Origin of the sequence: Lactiplantibacillus herbarum (assembly GCF_001039045.1) — a bacterium.
GTDB lineage: Bacteria > Bacillota > Bacilli > Lactobacillales > Lactobacillaceae > Lactiplantibacillus > Lactiplantibacillus herbarum.
The window spans coordinates 1-17690 of sequence record NZ_LFEE01000037.1 but is presented as its reverse complement, the minus strand read 5'-3'; the positions used below and the strand labels follow the sequence as shown (position 1 = coordinate 17690).

Annotated in this window: 18 protein-coding genes; 10 read left to right on the top strand and 8 right to left on the bottom strand. The window is 43.7% G+C overall.

Annotated elements, in window-relative coordinates; genetic code table 11:
- Positions 1 to 93 precede the first annotated feature (93 nt).
- The 4 genes from ACG95_RS11180 (at position 94) to ACG95_RS11165 (ending at position 5197) form a co-directional block, all read left to right on the top strand.
- Positions 94 to 438, top strand: coding sequence for a YlbF/YmcA family competence regulator (locus ACG95_RS11180; RefSeq protein ID WP_048000595.1), 345 nt, complete (start codon positions 94 to 96; stop codon positions 436 to 438).
- A gap of 70 nt (positions 439 to 508) precedes the next feature.
- On the top strand, positions 509 to 1720 hold the full coding sequence (locus ACG95_RS11175) for a metallophosphoesterase family protein (RefSeq protein ID WP_048000594.1): 1212 nt from the start codon (positions 509 to 511) through the stop codon (positions 1718 to 1720).
- Positions 1710 to 4199, top strand: a complete 2490-nt coding sequence (locus ACG95_RS11170) for an ATP-binding protein (RefSeq protein ID WP_048000593.1) — start codon at positions 1710 to 1712, stop codon at positions 4197 to 4199. The genes ACG95_RS11175 and ACG95_RS11170 overlap by 11 nt, the downstream gene beginning before the upstream one ends.
- 14 nt (positions 4200 to 4213) lie before the next feature.
- On the top strand, positions 4214 to 5197 hold the full coding sequence (locus ACG95_RS11165; protein ID WP_048000592.1) for a 3'-5' exoribonuclease YhaM family protein: 984 nt from the start codon (positions 4214 to 4216) through the stop codon (positions 5195 to 5197).
- Positions 5198 to 5298: 101 nt separating this feature from the next.
- Here the strand turns inward: ACG95_RS11165 and ACG95_RS14055 are convergent, their stop codons facing one another.
- Positions 5299 to 6213, bottom strand: coding sequence for a zinc-binding dehydrogenase (locus ACG95_RS14055; RefSeq protein WP_053072785.1), 915 nt, complete (start codon positions 6211 to 6213; stop codon positions 5299 to 5301).
- Between the two features lie 257 nt (positions 6214 to 6470).
- Here ACG95_RS14055 and ACG95_RS11155 point away from each other — a divergent pair, with 257 nt between their 5' ends.
- Positions 6471 to 7043, top strand: coding sequence for a hypothetical protein (locus tag ACG95_RS11155; protein WP_048000591.1), 573 nt, complete (start codon positions 6471 to 6473; stop codon positions 7041 to 7043).
- Positions 7044 to 7215: 172 nt separating this feature from the next.
- On the opposite strand, the gene ACG95_RS11150 is transcribed toward ACG95_RS11155, so the two are convergent.
- From ACG95_RS11150 to ACG95_RS11140, 3 genes are all read right to left on the bottom strand, one after another.
- Positions 7216 to 7656, bottom strand: coding sequence for a nucleoside 2-deoxyribosyltransferase (locus ACG95_RS11150; protein WP_048000590.1), 441 nt, complete (start codon positions 7654 to 7656; stop codon positions 7216 to 7218).
- 104 nt (positions 7657 to 7760) lie between these two features.
- Positions 7761 to 9134 carry a sensor histidine kinase gene (locus ACG95_RS11145; protein WP_048000589.1) on the bottom strand — a complete coding sequence of 458 codons (1374 nt, stop codon included), beginning with the start codon at positions 9132 to 9134 and terminating at the stop codon, positions 7761 to 7763.
- Entirely contained in the window at positions 9127 to 9819 is a 693-nt protein-coding gene (locus tag ACG95_RS11140) for a response regulator transcription factor (protein ID WP_048000588.1), read from the bottom strand. Before ACG95_RS11140 ends, ACG95_RS11145 begins: the two co-directional genes overlap by 8 nt.
- Before the next feature lie 283 nt (positions 9820 to 10102).
- Here ACG95_RS11140 and ACG95_RS14545 point away from each other — a divergent pair, with 283 nt between their 5' ends.
- The 3 genes from ACG95_RS14545 (at position 10103) to ACG95_RS11130 (ending at position 12127) form a co-directional block, all read left to right on the top strand.
- Complete coding sequence (locus ACG95_RS14545) at positions 10103 to 10249, top strand: hypothetical protein (protein ID WP_160300367.1); 147 nt, start codon at positions 10103 to 10105, stop codon at positions 10247 to 10249.
- Positions 10250 to 10488: 239 nt separating this feature from the next.
- On the top strand, positions 10489 to 11154 hold the full coding sequence (locus ACG95_RS11135; RefSeq protein ID WP_048000587.1) for a phosphatase PAP2 family protein: 666 nt from the start codon (positions 10489 to 10491) through the stop codon (positions 11152 to 11154).
- Positions 11155 to 11182: 28 nt separating this feature from the next.
- The gene (locus ACG95_RS11130; RefSeq protein WP_048000586.1) at positions 11183 to 12127 is read left to right on the top strand and encodes a glycosyltransferase family 2 protein; all 945 of its coding nucleotides are present in this window, start codon (positions 11183 to 11185) and stop codon (positions 12125 to 12127) included.
- A 330-nt stretch (positions 12128 to 12457) separates the two neighbouring features.
- On the opposite strand, the gene ACG95_RS14050 is transcribed toward ACG95_RS11130, so the two are convergent.
- Positions 12458 to 13078, bottom strand: a complete 621-nt coding sequence (locus ACG95_RS14050) for a TetR/AcrR family transcriptional regulator (protein WP_053072783.1) — start codon at positions 13076 to 13078, stop codon at positions 12458 to 12460.
- A gap of 422 nt (positions 13079 to 13500) precedes the next feature.
- Positions 13501 to 14145 (bottom strand): VTT domain-containing protein, encoded by a 645-nt coding sequence (locus tag ACG95_RS11120; protein ID WP_048000585.1) that lies wholly within the window; start codon positions 14143 to 14145, stop codon positions 13501 to 13503.
- A 408-nt stretch (positions 14146 to 14553) separates the two neighbouring features.
- Here ACG95_RS11120 and ACG95_RS11115 point away from each other — a divergent pair, with 408 nt between their 5' ends.
- Complete coding sequence (locus ACG95_RS11115) at positions 14554 to 15867, top strand: PTS sugar transporter subunit IIC (protein WP_152668335.1); 1314 nt, start codon at positions 14554 to 14556, stop codon at positions 15865 to 15867.
- Positions 15857 to 16678, top strand: coding sequence for an alpha/beta hydrolase (locus ACG95_RS11110; RefSeq protein ID WP_048000583.1), 822 nt, complete (start codon positions 15857 to 15859; stop codon positions 16676 to 16678). Before ACG95_RS11115 ends, ACG95_RS11110 begins: the two co-directional genes overlap by 11 nt.
- 181 nt (positions 16679 to 16859) lie before the next feature.
- Here ACG95_RS11110 and ACG95_RS14045 read toward each other — a convergent pair whose 3' ends face one another.
- Positions 16860 to 17459: a TetR/AcrR family transcriptional regulator gene (locus ACG95_RS14045; protein ID WP_053072781.1), complete on the bottom strand. Its 600-nt coding sequence runs from the start codon at positions 17457 to 17459 to the stop codon at positions 16860 to 16862.
- A gap of 11 nt (positions 17460 to 17470) precedes the next feature.
- Positions 17471 to 17647 carry a hypothetical protein gene (locus tag ACG95_RS14540; RefSeq protein WP_160300366.1) on the bottom strand — a complete coding sequence of 59 codons (177 nt, stop codon included), beginning with the start codon at positions 17645 to 17647 and terminating at the stop codon, positions 17471 to 17473.
- Positions 17648 to 17690 lie beyond the last annotated feature (43 nt).

The window sequence follows — 17690 nt, the reverse complement described above, 5'->3', positions numbered from 1 at the left end:
GAACTAGATTTAAACTATGGATAGAGAATGCTATTCAAGTCTACGTAAAAATGCTAAAATAATAACAATATCTATTTCGAGGAGGAACTCACAATGGCCGTAAATATCTACGATACAGCGAACCAATTGGAACAAGAGTTACGTCAAACCAAAGAATTCAAAGCGTTACAAGCAGCATATGCAGCGATGAAAACTAATGACAGTGCATTTGCACTGTTCAAAGACTTCCAGGAAATTCAAATGCAATTATCACAAAAGCAAATGAATGGTGAAGAATTAACGGATGACGAAGTTCAAAAAGCCCATGAGTTAGCGGATAAAGTTGGCAATGTTGATGAGATCAAATCCTTAATGGGTAAGGAACGTGATTTGAACCAGTTGATGAATGATTTAAACCAAATCATTACGAAACCAGTTCAAGAATTATACGGGAACTAGTAATTTAAGGTACTAAGGGCAATGGCGAAAAGCGTTTCGTGATTGCCCTTTTTTATTTATGGAGGATAGCATGAAATTTTTACACGCAGCTGATTTGCATTTAGATACGCCGTTTCAAGGATTAAGTGGGCTGACTCCAGCATTACAGGAACGGCTAATCACAGCACCTTTAATGGCCTTGACACGGTTGGTCAAGCTAGCAATAGCCGAACACGTGGACTTTGTCTTATTAGTAGGGGATTTATTCGATCAACAGAGTCAAAGTGTTCAGGCGCAGGCAGCTCTAATGTCTGCGTTAGAACAATTAAATGAAGCTCAGATCCCAGTTATCTTGTCATTCGGGAACCATGATTTTCAGCCAGACTTAACGAACTGGCATTTACCAGCGAACGTGCACGCTTTTGGGCCACAAGTGACGACTGTGACGGTGACCACTGCGGATCAGACACGAGTCGCCATCAGCGGCTTTAGTTATGCGAAGCGTTGGGTGACGGATGACCTAGTTGCAACTTATCCAGCTAAAGCGCAAGCCGACTATCATATTGGTACGTTGCACGGTCAAACGGGGGTTGCTGGCGATCACTATGCACCGTTTAGTCTGAGTGAGCTACTGGCGAAACACTATGATTACTGGGCACTCGGTCACATTCATCAACGGCAAGTACTCAATGAACAGCCACCAGTGATCTATTCAGGTAATATTCAAGGCCGTCACCGTGGTGAAACGGGGCCTAAAGGATGCCTAATCGTGACGAGTCAGGCGGATCATACGTTGCAACCAGTCTTTCATGACTTGACTTCAATTACGTGGACCGACTGGACGGCTGACTTAACCGGCCATTGGGAACGACAATCACTTGTTCAACAATTGGCAGACCAGCTAACTGCTAGCATGACGACTGGCTATCAACTTGTAACGGTCAGTTTGCCAGCAACGGTCGAACTGGGGACTAGTACTGAACTAGCTTTAACTCAGGGTGCTTTATTGACACAGTTACAAGAATTGGCTGGTGAACATTGGTGGCCAGTTGCGATTGAGCAGGTCGTGACGACAGACTCAGTGCCACTATTTGGTTTAAATGCAACAACTTGGCAGCATGCCGGACAAACGGTGGTTACGGATGCTGCTGTAGCTGAACTAGCAGGCCACTTGTTGGATGAAGATTTTTTGAATACAGCATTATTGGATGACGTCTCAACGACGGTTTGGCAACAACAAGTTATGCAGCTATTGACGGACCAATATCATTTAACAACGGGGGTGGACGACGATGTGGATTAAACGAGTTGAGATTGCGGGTTTTGGTAAGTTCCAGCAACAGCAATTTGACTTTGGCGATGGTCTACAAGTTGTTTACGGCCTTAATGAGAGTGGTAAATCAACGTTACGGGCATTTATACTGGGAATGTTATTCGACTTTCCTTCCCGGCGCCATCAATTAGAGCGCTATGAACCGCAGGCGACTAGTCAGTATGGTGGTTCATTGGATTTAGTCGTTGACGAGACGCCTTACCGATTGACGCGTCTGAGCGAGCAGCCCGCCACGTTAATTAATCTGACGAATCAGGCGTCACAACCACTATCTTTGCTAGATAAATGGTTAGCACCGTATGATCGGAGTCAGTATTTACAATTATTCACATTCAATCAAGCTGAATTGACGGCTTTAAAGACGTTACGCGCAAGTGATCTCAATATGCAACTGCAACAGGCAGGACTAGTAGGCAGTGCACCATGGCGCGATACGGCAACCGCTTTACGGAAAAATGCCGATGAACTCTACAAGCCCCGTGGCCGCAAGCCTGAACTTAATCAGGCGTTACAACGCTATCATGCGTTGAGCGAACAGGTCAAGACAGCTAAACAGCGCTATCCGGAGTACGTGTCGTTGCAGGATCGGCTACAAGGACTGCAGGCAGAACAGGCCCGTCAGCAACGGGAAGAAGAACGGCTGAATACTGAACAACAACGGTTGGCCAATTTGCGGAACCAGTGGCCGTTATACCAGCAATTGCAGCAACTACAATCAGGATCCGCGGATGACCATACGGATCAACTGTCGGAAGCAACGATTCAACAGTATCAAACACTAACAACGAAGCAGACGGAGTTACAGCACGCACTAGCCAGTGCTCGTGAGCAGTTGAGCCAGCAACCGGTGGATCCACAATCACAAGGTTTGATTGGATTCTATGTGCAGCATCAAGATCAGTTTGAACAATTAGAGCAGCAATTACCGACGTTGCAGCAGGCATTAGGCAAACATCAAACTTTAACGCAACAAGTGACGGAAGCTAAGGCTGACTACCAAGCACAGAGTAATGCGCATCCAGAACTACTGTCATGTTTGTCACCACATAAGCGGGATGCGATTGTCGACTTGAAACAAGCATTAACGAATGTGCCGACTTCACGCGGACAGCAGCAGTCTGCTAATGAGCATCACGTAGATTGGCGATTAGTCGCTGGTGGTGTGGGGCTTGTTGCTGGTCTATTCCTACCATTGGGGGCGTTTAAATGGCTACTCATCTTGGCGGGCTGTGGATTATTAGGGTGGTTTGGCTGGGAAGAATTAAGTGGCACGGCAACGACTGCTGAAAATGAGTTTCAGGAGCAATTGGTTGCAGCAGGCCTAGCCCCTAATCTAACGGCTAGTGAAGCCCTTCAGCAACTGGAGCTAGTAGCAGCGTTACAACGAGCACAGAATACAGTCACGTCTGCTGAACAGCAGGCTGCAGCGCAAGCAATGGTCGTTTGGCAACAGTTGCAAGCATACCAGTTTGCGGCTGGCTGGATTCCTGTCGATGAACAGCATTTGACGACTAGTGTTACTCGCGTGGCTCAATTCTATGAGCAGGTTCGTCAAAATATGCAGCAACAAACGATGACGGGTCCCGACTTTGCCTTTACGCAACGACAAGTCCAACAGTTAACTCAGCAAGTTCATGAGTTGACAGAGCAGTTGCAACAATTAGCAGCAGCCAATGGCCTTGCAGATGCTGACGGATTGGCACGCGCAATCGAGACTTATGCGGCGCAGGTCGCTAACACGGCGAGTGCACAGCAATTACAGCAACAGTTGAGTTCAACGGATTTAGCTGCACTACAGGCCTACGCGACGTTAGCAGACTTACAAGCTGCCATTACTACGGGCCGTAACCAGCAAGCTGTCGTTCAACAAGCATTAACCGATCAAACTGCGGACCTTGTGACGACACAGGCGCAACTAAAACAGTTAACTGAAGATGGGCGTTACGCTATTTTACGTCAACAACAAGCTAACATGCAGACTGAAATCACCGTCTTGGCCCGTCAGTGGATGACTCGACAATTAGGTGCAAACTGGATTGACCAAGCACTGCAATTATTGACGCAGCAGCAGTTACCGCAAGTCTTAGCTCAGGCCGCCGTGATTTTCGCGCAACTGACTGGGAAGCGGTATAATGAAATCAAATTAGCTGATGAAGAATTATTGGCGATTACGACCACGGGCGCCCGTTTTAACGTGGCAGAATTGTCAACGGCTACTAAGGAGCAACTCTACTTAGCATTGCGTTTGGCTTTGATTAACCATTTGGGTGATCAGGCACGATTGCCATTAATGATCGACGATGGTTTTGTTAATTTTGATGAACATCGACGTCAGGCCGCTTGGCAAGAGCTAGCTGAAGTCGCACAACAACACCAAGTGATTTACTTTACGAATGAAACGGCGGCGTTAACGCAATTACCGACTGCGACCGTCCAACAATTAACTTAGATGGGGGCCAGAAGATGGCAAAAAAATTATTTGATTACCAAGTAGACGAACCAGTTGAAGGCTATTTCTTACTGAAAGATGCTGAAGTACGGATGGCTAAAAATGGCAAGAAATTCTTAGCTATCAACTTTCAAGATACTTCGGGTGAAATCTCTGGTAAGTTTTGGGACGCTAGTGATACCGACGTTGAAAATTTCCAGGCTGGTCGGGTCATTCACCTCAAGGGTAAACGGGAAAATTATCAGGGCAATCCACAGATCAAGATTCAACAGATGCGTTTGACGCATGAGGGTGAACCTCAGGATGTGAATCAGTTCGTTGAACACGCACCTTTAAAGACGGATGCAATGGCTGATGAAGTGAATCAGTTCGTGTTTGAAATTACCGAACCTAACTGGAACCGCATCGTGCGTCATCTATTGACAACGTTCCACGACAGTTTCTTCACTTATCCCGCAGCCAAGAAGAATCATCACGCCTTTGTGGGTGGCTTAGCTTACCATACGTTGTCGATTCTACGCTTAGCTAAGACGGTTGCGGATCAATACCCACACGTTAACCGAGCATTGCTGTACGCTGGCGCTATCTTACATGATATGGGTAAGACTATTGAAATGTCCGGTCCAGTATCGACGACTTATACATTAGCCGGCAACTTAGTTGGGCACATCGTCTTGATTGATGAACAGATTGTTGAAGCATGCCAGCAGTTGAAAATCGACGAACAGTCGGAATCAGTCTTGGTCTTGCGACACACGATCTTAGCGCATCACGGTTTGCTCGAATACGGTTCACCAGTGCGTCCACATATCATGGAAGCAGAAATTTTGCATGATTTAGACGAACTGGATGCATCGATTCAAATGATGCAGACATCGTTGGGGCATGCAGAACCAGGGACGTACACGGAGCGGATCTTCGCGATGGATGGCCGCAATTTCTACCGGCCAGCAGCGGATAAGACGAAGGAAGCATTACCGGATGAAGATCATGATTAGTTGATTGTTTTAGATTTGAACTAATACTAAAAAGCACCTGCACATCCAAACCAATTTGGTTTGGGTGTGCAGGTGCTTTTTGTTAAATGACTGTTTTTAAATTAGTTTTCTGCTTTTACTTCAACTAATACACGCCCCCGCGACGGGCCATCTTCAGCGTAGTGCTGAGCCTCGCGCACTTGATCAAGCGGAAAAATCTTGTCGATCATGGGTGTTAATTGGCCCGTTGAAATCAGCTTGAGTAGATGCTGATATTTCGCTGGGCTGAGTGGTCGATTCTTGAAGACCGCTTTAACATCTGGCCGTGGGGAACGGTAAAAAGGTAGGGCAGATGTGAAGATTAGGCCATTCGTAACGACTTTATTAGCTGCCGCATTAAGTAATGTTTCAGAACCGGTCGTGTCCAAAATAAGATCGAAGGCGTCGTCGTTGAGTTCGTTTAAATCTGTATGAACGTCAATTCCAGACCGGATCGTACGGGTGAAGTCGACACTTCTAACCGATGATAGAACGCTGAATTGAACGTGTAAGTTGTTTAATAGTTGGATGAGGTAAGTTCCAATACCACCAGAGCCACCGAGTACCAGAACTTTAGTAGTGGGAGTTACGTGGGTTGCTTCAATCATCATCAGGGCGGTGTCCGCGCCGCCGATAACCGTTGCGGCTTGTGGGAGCGTCACGTTATCTGGAACTTTAAAAGTGTAGAAGGGAATGCTAGCATTGATCACTTCGGCATAGCTGCCTTGGGGGGCGGCGCCCATTAAACGTGGACGACTTTGTTGGTTGGCTGAATTTGAATGGTATTTGGTACCAGCGAACCCGTAACCAATAATATGAGGCAAATTGCGATTTTCAATGGTGCCTAATTCGCCACGTTCACCTTTCATATCCCACGGCAGTACTGGGACGTAGTTAACGTTAACTAGGGTGCCGAGTAGTGAACCGGTTGGTTGTGTCATTGTGGCTGTTTTGATGCTGTCGATACCTTGATTGTTTTCTTGTAGAATTGCTTGCATGTAGGCCATCTCCTTTGTGATTAGGACCAGCATACTTAAATTCGTGGTGAATGAAAAATCAGAATACTGATTATCTCAGATTTAAAATTTATGGATAATTGGTTTTAAGAATGAAGATGATGATTTGATGCCAATTTGAAAAACAAACTATTGTGCGATATTTATCTGGATTGATGATTAATCGAAAAAAGTCAACCGTAGCACTTATGAAAGCGTATACTTTGTTTATGAGAGAAAGAATGCGGGGGGATATTTATATGAAAAAGATAACGCCTGTAACGGTGACTGATATTGCTGATAATTTGGCACACCAACCGACGTTTATGTCGATTAAGATTGGGGATCAGCAGTATTCAACTGCGCCCAAACCAGTATCGCGAATGTTCAAGCTGTTGAATGAAGGTGCTGCGATGCATGGTCAATTGACGATTACACCGGGACGGCTGAGCTTTGCAGATGAAAAGGGGCAAGAATTCCAGAGCTTGGCACCTACATCTAATGTGATTACCGGGGTTCAGATTGTTTTGTATCGATCACTGATGGACCAACCAGGGTTTGGTCTCCAGATGGACCCACGATTCACGGTGGCGTTGACGCTGACGACCACTACGGCAACTTATCAGCTGTTGAATACTAATTTAACGGTTATTCCAGCGTTACTAGCTTGGACGCGTGAATTCCAGTTAGCGTTGAGCGATCCGTTACATTTGATGACAAGCGAGTTAGACTGGTCGCAGTTAACGGCTGCACAATTTGAAGAACTAACGAAGGATACACCGTACTTTGACTGGCAACAAGCCATCGGGGTACCGATCAAGGCTGAAAAATAAAAATCAGAACTTGGCTTCAAGTTTGGCTAGTGGTGGCTGTTTATAGATAAGTGACACCTATTTTTTGATTCCCGTTTCAGATTACTATTGAGAATAGTAAAGAGGTCATGACTTTTTTTGTCATGGCCTCTTTATGTTAATGGTGTTTTTAAATTAGTTGCTAATACCAAATTTAAAGGATTTCCCCAACGAATTCACCCTTTGGTAACTGGTTGAAATCATAAGTGGCGAAGTCAGCGACTTGTTTTGTATACCAATGTAAGCTTTCGGTAATCATTAAGTTGACCGCTTCGGGCTTTTCTTGAAGTGCTAGAATTGGCAAGTTGCGCATGGTAGCTACACCGAGTTCGTAAGCCGTTCCTGAATCCAAGTTCTTCGCTTCGAAATCTAGAACCGTGACGATTGCGTCAGCTGCAGCGATTTGGTCCATATCGCGGTGAAAGATTTCAGTTGCCCAAGCCTTAGTAAATTGTTCAGCCTGCGCATCTTGATGCAAACGTGGTGAGTAGAAATCAGTAACAGTTGGGTTTTGAGCTAGAGCTTCTTCCAATTGGGTGACACGGGTCACCTGTTCGGGACTGAAAAAGGGGCTAGCAACGTAAACTTGGGTCATATTTGAACACTCCTTAATGTCGAATGTGAATACCGACAAAAAATTTAAACGATAAATTTTATTGTACGGCCTTTAACTGGAAGCGTCAATAATAATCCAATAAGCTAATCAACCAGATTAGTTGTCAGATGGAGCGTAAAAATGGTTCCGTGTGGCTGATTATCGCTAACGGTTACCTTGGCTTGATTCAAGGTTGCTAGCCGCGCAACGATGGCTAGGCCGAGACCAGTACCGGGAATCTCTTGCGAACGAGCTTGGTCAACCCGATAAAAACGTTCAAAAACGTGCGCTTTGTTGGCGTCACTGATGCCCATCCCTTGATCAGCAATCATGATTACGGGCTGATCAGCTTGAGTCGTTACGGTAACTGTAATAGGTGCGTTAGCCGGTGAATACTTGCTAGCGTTACTCAGTAGGGCAATCAAAATTTGTTGCAAACTTTCAGGATTGAAGTAGGCCATCGATGTGGTTGCGATGTTCAGTTCAATCGTTTGTTGGAGACTGCCTTGGTAGCGGTTGACCGTGTCTTTAACGGCAGTAGCAATATCTTGGTAACTCAACTGAACTTCAGCGTGATCCATCCGTGAAAGTTGTAGTAAATGTTCAACCAATGTTTGCATCCGGCTCGACTCGCGGTCAATGAAGGCCAGTGAACGTGGAATGACTTCTGGGTGATCCTGACCGCGTCTATTGATCAAGCTGATGTGACCGCGAATTGCCGTTAACGGGGTACGTAGTTCGTGAGAAGCATCGGCCACGAATTGGTGATCACGGAGTGCCTGATCATTCAATGATTGTAACAGTTGATTGATTTCTGTACCGAGGTCACGCACCTCATCCGGGTGTTCTGGGACGGGTAACGTTTCATGATACGAGATATTGTCGGCGTGGCTGATCTGTTTAGCCGCGTTAGTCAGTGCTGATAGTGGTTGATTCAATCGTCTAGCTAACCAGGCCGTTACGAAGTAGCCTAAGATCCCACAAAGTACCATGGCGATTAAGAGGTCTAATAAAATTAAGCGAAAAATATGAACAACGTCATGCAGGCCAGTCCAGGTTTCGTAGTAGACGTGGCGGCTCTCAGATCCTGACCGATAGAAAAAGCCGAAGTCGTCACTGTAATAGAATCTAGAAAAGCCAGGGATTGCCCATTGCTTAGCGGCTAAGAAATCTTCGGCATTATCTGAATAGAAGGTTTCCTTTTTCTTGCCGGGAATCTTAGTAATGACTTTGACGTAGGTATCATCCGTGTCGATGGGACTAGTTTGTTTCCAGTGATGCCAGTCCGGTTCATCGTCAATAATCGAGCGTTCAAGACTAGAGACAAGAACACTGGAATCATCCATACGGTTACGCGTTAGCCGGTAACCAACGACGAATGCAATTGAAGCACCCGTAATCAAAACAATTAGAAGAATCATTGCGGTAAAGGTACGTGTCATTTGAGCAGCGTTTGACCGACCTCGGAAATTACGCATGCACATCATCTCGCAGACAGTAGCCGACACCGCGGACCGTATGGATTAATTTACGTTGGTCTTCAGTGTCGATTTTGTGACGCAAGTAACGGATATACACGTCGACGATGTTGGGTTGGCCTTCAAAGTCGATGCCCCAGACTTGATCTAAGAGTTCATCACGGGTAAAGGTAGTTGGCGCATTCTTAATCAACGTTAGTAAGAGTTCATATTCGCGTTGAGTGAGCTGAATCAACTGATGTTGGCGCTTGACTTGGCGTGATTTGGTATTCAATTCCAGATCAGCATACTTATAAACTTCCTGTGTATCATGCTGCTGTTCAGCATGGCGCAGAATCACACGCACCCGTGCAAGTAGTTCTTCGGTGTCGAAAGGTTTTGTGATGTAATCATCGGCACCGCCATCTAGTCCGGCGACTTTATCACTGACATAGTCCCGTGCGGTCATCATGATAACGGGGATATTATCGTGTTTGCGAATCCGACGTAGTACTTCGAGACCATCCATCTTAGGCAGCATCCAGTCTAAGAGTACGAGGTCTAAATCGTCTTTTTGTTCCTGATAGGTCGCATAGGCGGCCTGACCGTCCATAGCGGTGATGACTTCATAATCTTCAAAGGTTAATTCCTGTTGTAAAAAATCAACGACACTGGCTTCGTCGTCAACGAGTAAAATTTTGGGCATTGGGTAACGACCTTTCAAACGATAGTTTTTGATTAATAGTAATCTGATTGTGATAGGCTTACATAGGTATTTTTGAAATTAAAAGTTCTTATATAGTTAGTATACAAAACAAATGATGAATCGGCGCCATAATCCACCTGAAAATATTCTGAGGATTTCTCAGAAAGCGAACTTAGGGACATAAATGAGAAAAGTTCAGATGATTTTAGTTTGCTAGGACTTTTTCTCTGTCGTATCCTGCGTAAAATAGGCATCAATTAGTTAATCAGGAAGGATGATCAAAATGATGTCAATTGTGAATCAAACCGCAATACTCGTCGCGATGCGGGCAGGAACACTACAACCAATTTTCTGGTGGATCTTGATGGTCGTACTAGGAATTACTTACATCACCGTAATTAGTCGCCACAAACAGCATCATCAAAAATAATTATTTTAATTAGATTGAAAAAAATTAGCAAATCCTTTTACTTTAATTGCCCAGATAATTGAACTCAAATCGTCTTTCTGAGAAAAGTTCAGTGATTATTCATTTCGGGTGAGGGGCGGAATAACAAGGTAATCAGTATGCTAGTTATCAATGAGCAGTAGCGCTCAAACTTTAAGCTTAGATGGTCGGTGATCATTTAGCGAGCTAAGTTAAATTGAAATTTTTGAGGAGTGAACAACATGTTACAACGTACAGGTAATGAGACCCGCTTAGCATGGTCGTTTTTTGGAATCTTTGGTATTCTTGCAATTTTAGTGATGATCAATGCTAGTCTGATTCAAGGGTTAGATAACGGGGTGTTTAACGGCTTAACGTTAGTCGCAAGCCCAAGCTTAACTTCAATCTTTACATTAGTTGCTACCCTGGCTAGTCCAGCAGTAACGCTCGTCATTGCACTGATCTTTAGTATTGGATTATACGTCACCCATCATCAAACGTTAGGTCTGCTGGCAATCAGCACGATGTTCGGTGGTGATGTTGTCGCCTTTATTATGAAGAATATTGTGCGTCGCGCACGTCCAAGTCAGCAATTAGTTCCGGATACTGGCTTCAGTTTCCCCAGTGGGCATGTTTTCGGCACTGTCTTGTTGGTGATTATTGTCGTTGGCATTAGCTTGCAATTACTTTCTTCTCAGTCACTGCGAGTAGGGTTAGTATTCTTCGGGATTATTTGGGTATTGATCGTCATGGTATCACGGGTTTACTTGCGTGATCATTATGCAACAGATACGTTAGGCAGTGTTTTTCTAGCCAGTGGTTGCTGGTATCAAGCTAAGGCATGGTATGCACGGTGGCAAGAGAAGGCTCAGCGCTTATTGAACTGGAGTCTTCGTTCACGTCGTTAGTCATTACCAGCTGAAAGGAGCTGCAACGATGAAAAAAATATCAATTATTGTGCCTTGTTACAATGAGCAAGCGTCCGTAGCACTATTCTATGAGGCGGTTCAACAGGTTTATCAGACTAAGATTCAACCGTTGTGGCCCCAATATCAGTTAGAGTACTGGTTGATCGATGATGGTTCAACGGATGCAACACTAACGGCGCTACAAAAGTTAGCACAGACAGACCCAGAACATGTCCACTACGTTTCGTTTTCGCGTAATTTTGGTAAGGAAGCTGCTTTGTATGCTGGTTTGCAGCATGCAACTGGTGATTTAGTCGTTGTAATGGATGTTGATTTACAAGATCCACCAACATTATTGCCACAGATGATCAGTGGCATTTTAGAGGAACACTATGACGTAATTGGAACTAAACGTGTTGATCGCAAGGGTGAACCCATTATTCGCTCCTTCTTCTCCAATGCATTCTACGGATTCATTAATCGAATTTCAGAAACGAAGATCGAACGTGGTGCGCGTGATTATCGAATGATGACGCGTCAAGTTGTGGATGCCGTATTGAGTATGCCTGAAGCTAACCGCTTCTCAAAGGGGTTGTTCAGCTGGGTTGGTTTTAAGACCAAGTATTTGAGCTATCAGAATCGTGATCGAGCAGCGGGTGAAACCCACTGGTCCTTTTTAGACCTTGTCAACTATTCGATTGATGGCATTATCAATTTTTCCGATAAGCCATTAGCTGCAGCATCATTCCTAGGAATTGGGGCATTTGTATTAGCCATTATCGCCATGATTTTCATTGTGGTACGTGCACTAGTCTTCGGAGATGTAACCGGGGGCTGGCCATCATTAGTCACTATTATTTTGATGATGGGCGGATTACAATTGTTCTGCCTGGGGATTGTGGGCAAGTACATCAGCAAGGCTTACTTGGAGACGAAGCACCGGCCAGTTTATATTAGCAAGCAGGAACGATAGAATATGGAAAGCAGTTATCTGAAGTGATTCGGATAACTGCTTTTTTTGAGGCTAAATGATTGTGTGATTTGGGCGTAAAATAACGATTCAATGTGCTGATTTATAGGTCAGCGTTAAGAACGATTTCAGAGATACGGCTAATAGTGACGAGTTTAAACGTCTGTAGTCATCAAGATTGTCAGTCTAGTCGTAAGAGCTTGTTAAAATCATAGTTGTTTCCATTTGTTGTATGATGCAATTAGCTTTTAAGCAGGCTAGTAGCCCGCTGAAACGAGAGCATCCTAAAAGGTCCTTTGAAGCGTAAATCTGTGCTTCAAAGGGCCTTTCTAATTAATTGTGTACTGCAAATGAGGACTGAGAAACCGTTAATACTTGTGATAAGTCAATTGGAGATAGTGATCGACTAGCTACGAAGAGTTGGTATGTTTTGGTTGGCCCGATTGGAAAATCATGGTCAATCCAGAAGGTCAAAATAGTCATGACATTTTGAACGATGAGCTCTTTTGCTAGTGATGGCATGAGGTTAGTAGCAGTATCTTGGGGTGCTGAAGAGATACCAGTCATGACCGTTGCACTTACTAAGTTATGGATTTGTTCGTTGATTGTGGATTCAGGGCAGTCTAACAGTAAAGCTAGCTCTGAGCCGTGTAAATAAGTATATTGGAATAGCTCATAGAAGGCATTGTGCTGATTGGTGTCCGTTAACTGGGATAAGCTAGGCTTGCCGTTTTCTGCAAAGATTTCTTTGACGTCACGAATCAGTTGGTCTCCGCAGGAATTTAATAGCATGTATTTATCATGATAGTAGCGGTAGAACGTTCCCCGTGAGATGTGGGCAACTGACAGGATGTTTTGTGTGGTTAAGCGGCTAAAGTCATCTTGTTTGAGTAATGTGAATAGCGCGTGCTGAATGGTCACTTTAGTTGCATCTGATCTGGATTGGCTTAACATCTAGGTTCCTCCTGACTTTTTGAATTGGCTTGTCTATAAAGACCAACTGTTTACTAAAGAAATTGAGTATAAAGTTATGAGGTGCACGACCTTTTAGGTGGATATAGGGCTGACTAAAAGCGTCTGAAGTAGCTGTTTAACGCCAGTGTAAAGTGGTAATTAGAGTAGTTCAAGGAATAAGGTGATCCGATTTGTATTTGCTTAGCGGCTAATTTAGGTATAAATACGGAGATAACGGTATTTGTTGACCTATTAATACAAGCGACGTGGTTCAAGCTTAGGACACCTGCCTAACATTCGGGAGATTTAGAAGGTAGCTAATTGGTTTCAATGGCTAATGCCAAGTATCAGCGGATGATAGCAAAAAGAAGCCCATCCACAATTGCTGTGAAGGGGCTCCTGATTGACTGGATTCAATTATGTTAGTCTACTGATGACCGCCGACGGTTAAGGACACCGATTCCAACTGGAATTAGGGAGATGAAGACGATAGCGAGCATGATCAATTCAAAATGTTGTTGTACGAAGCTAATGTTACCGAAGAGGAAGCCAGCACCTAATGTGACCAAAATCCAAGTGATCCCACCTAAAATATTGTAACGGGCGAAAGTTGGATAGTGCATTGAGCTCATCCCGGCTGTGAATGGTACTAAGGTACGGATGATTGGAACGAAGCGACCAAGGAAGATTGCTAGGCTGCCGTGGCGATCAAAGAATGCTTGTGATTCTTCAACGTATTGTGGCTTGATAAAGCGTTTTAAGCGTTCGCTATGCAGAACGTGGTGACCAAAGCGTTTACCGATTTCAAAGTTACATAGATCACCCAGAATGGCGGCAATCATTAAAGTTATTAGTAAGGCCCAAAAGTTAAGACTTTGTGCTGCCATAGCGGCTAATGAGCCACATAGGAAGAGTATTGAATCACCGGGTAGGAATGGAAAAATCACCAAGCCAGTTTCGATAAAGATGATTAAGAATAGAAGCACGTAGATCCAGATGCCGAAACTAGCGATTAATTGGGGCAGGACCGTGTTTAAATGAAAGAATAGGGCGAAGAAAGTTGTCATGTCGATACCTCACTTTTTTTTATTATCATAAGGGAATTCCCGAGGTGACGCCCCCTATGTTCGCTGAAAGAATCCTGAAAAATTCTCATTTTGGCACATGGTGCGTGTGCTTGGTCGGTTAAATCGGTGGTTAATCAGCGCCAGCTCTAGCAAATGGATGCTTGTCAATTGATAAAAAACTATGGAAGCTAATGTTTTTGAAGGGCTCTAAATAGGATGAGCCGGATTTAATTAGTTATATACCGGTACTTATTCGACAATGCTTAAATAATTGTTTTTACCTTTAGGGGTACGTTACGCTAGGGCTAGCTTTGCAATTCATCCGCAAATCAGTAGACAAGTTTGCAGCGTATTAAGCCTCTTCTAGTGTAATCAAAATGAGGTGATTTCTTATAGTGGGGGGATATATTGATAAAAAAAGCAGATAACTTGAATATGTTCATTGCCATGCTTATCAAGTTGAGACAGACTGAATTTTTTAAATTGGTTAAACCGACACTGATTAGTATCTTCCCCTTCGTATTATTAGGTAGTTTCTGTCAGATGATCCGGTTGAATCTATTCACGAGTAACGGTTTCTTGGTCAGTGTGTTGGGGTTGCAACATTGGGCGTTGACCAATCGTGGCATTGATGAACTGATGTTGAGCTTAACCAAGCTGATTAACGCAACAACTGTAGTGATGGCGGCGTTTTTAGTTGCTAAAAAATACACCCAAGTGCATCATTGTGAATCGCGGTTGAGTGGCGGGACGGCAGCACTAAGTCTGTTGTTCTTAGCAGCGCATTATACGGATGATGAATTTAGATTTTATGGGCTAATTCTGACTACGCAAGGTCTGACATGGGCAATGATACTTGGCTTTGCGGTTGGTATTGGGTTTCGGTTCCTTGGTCGACCAGCAAGAAGGGCTAAGTTAAAGCCGGGGGACGTTGTCGAGGAAGCCATGAGTGAGGTATTGCCGATTGCGATGATTGTGATCATCATCGTGTTATTGAAAATTGGAATGGGACAACTCAACTTTGCAAGCATCGGTACTCATCTCACTGGTCAAGTGCAGCAATTGATTGCTAACAGTCATTTTAAAGTTATTTGGCTGTTATTAATGGGTGTCTTTTCGCAGTTAGCAGAGTTCTTAGGTTTTAGTGGTAATTTATGGAACAACATTGATCAGAGTACCCAAATTATTAATCTGAATGCAGCGCTGAGCAAACACAGTGCCTTACATGTTCCGAATAGTGAGAATTTTCATAATTTGTTTGTGATTTTTGGCAACGTTGGGGGTCAGGGTATGTTATTGAGCTTAGTCGTACTGATTCTGCTTGTTGGCAAGCATAAAAATTTACGTAACCTTAGTCGACTATCGTTACTGCCAGCTTTTTTTAACCTCGATGGCCCAATCATGGTGGGCTTCCCAATATTGTATCTATCAACATACTTAATTCCATTTGTCTTTGCGCCAGTGGTTAACATGATGCTTGCTTGGATCGTGTTAGCGCTGCATCTGATACCGGCGCCAGTCTATCCGATTCCTGCTGGAACGCCGGGAATCCTAATGGCGTTCATCAGTACTGGGGGAGATTGGGGCACTTTAATTTTTAGCTTAGTCTGTTTTGGCACGTCAATGCTAGTTTATTACCCGTTTCTAAAACTGGAGGAACAGCTGCTAGATGAGTTTCACATGGGCACGCCACTAGCTGAGGTAAACCAACATGAAAATTAGTAGAAAAATCTTATTGATTGGAAGTTTAAGTGTTGTGATTGTCCTGTTAGCCGTCATGTCTGGTCAATGGGCCAAAAGAAATGTGCAGGCATTGGAAACACAACAAGCTTCCAAATTGTCGCCCATTATTATGGTACCTGGTAGTAACGCTAGTCAAAATAGGTTTAATCAGCTTGTTACAGAGCTTAATCAGACGTCGCAAGAGCAACACAGTCTGTTGCGAGTGTTGGTACACAAGGATAACTCACTCAGCTATTCGGGAGCGATCCGTGCAAATGATAATGAGCCAATTATTGTGATTGGCTTTCAGGATAATAAGGATGGCTTCAATAATATTCAACATCAAGCGGGATGGTTCAATCATGCGATGCAGGCTTTGATGGTCCGTTATCGATTTAAAAATGTCAAAATTGTGGGTCATTCTAATGGTGGTCTGATTTCAACGTATGCGTTAGAACATACGTTGAAATCACGTGATTTGCATATTAAGAAGCTTATGACAATTGCAGCCCCTTATAATTTAAATGATGCCAATAGTCATGGTGAGACAGCCATGCTCAGGAGTTTAGTGACGTATCGAACTAGAATTCCGCGTGATTTAACAGTTTATTCGGTTGCGGGGTCACAGAACTTCAATACGGATGGGTTAGTACCACTATATAGCGTTTTAGCTGGCCGCTACGTCTATCAAGGTCAAGTCCGGCACTTTACGGAGTTGACGGTCACCGGTAGTCAATCGGAACATTCAAAATTACCGCAGAATAGCCAGATCATTCAATTGATTAAAAACTTCATTGTTGATGAAGATTAGACCAGCAGATAAGTCTATGACTGTCGTATTTGATGATTGTTTTCTGAAGCAAGCGAGTAGTTGAGCTAACCGTAATTATTATTGAAGTCATAGTAAAAGGACCTTTAAAGTGAAGTCACAATGTTACCACTATGATTCAATCTTTAAAGGTCCTTTTAGACAGTTGTTGATCGACTTCAGACTAACTGGCATTTAAAAGTGTTGATAAGTTGAGTGGTGAGAGTGATCGACTTTCTAAGAAATCCTGATAGGCTTTAGACGGGCTGACTGAAAAGTCACTATTGATCCAAAATTTTAAAATCGTAATGATATTTTGATCAATTAATTCTTCTGCTAGTGCGGGGCAGATTTTTGGTGTTTCCGGTAGTTTAAGCGGTTGTGGATTTCTAAGTCTCACCGTTTCGTCCAACAAGTCGTGGATGCGAGTGGTGATTTGCGATTCAGAACAGTTGAGTAATACTGCTAGCTCCGTTCCGTGTGTGTAAATGTACTGGAACAGGTCGTAGAAGGCGTTGTGATGGTTAGCGGCTGTTAACTTGGATAAGTTAGGTTTGCCATCCTTAGTAAATATCGCTTTGACATCATGGATTAAGTGGCTTTCACACGAGGTTAATAGCATGTATTTATCATGATAGTAGCGATAAAAAGTGCCCCGTGAGACGTGCGCAACGCTTAAAATATCGTTGGTGGTTAGGCGGCTAAAAGCTTGTTGCTTGAGTAATGTGAATAAGGCATGTTGAATGCGAATTTTAGTGAGTTCTGATCTTGAGTTAGTAAGCATGAGTGCACCTCTTAGTCTTTATCTGGTTCATCTAAGAATGCGAATTTTTCTCTGCGAATATCGAGTTCAAACTTGAGGATGACGATAATATTGGCAACTGCAATAAAAATCGCTAATAGGATAACATCGTATCTAATACCGCCACCTAGTGAAATGGCGTTCCGCAAGCCATCAATGAGATAAGTCATTGGTAGATAAGGACTGAGAACGTGTTTAGAATCTTTTCAAGAG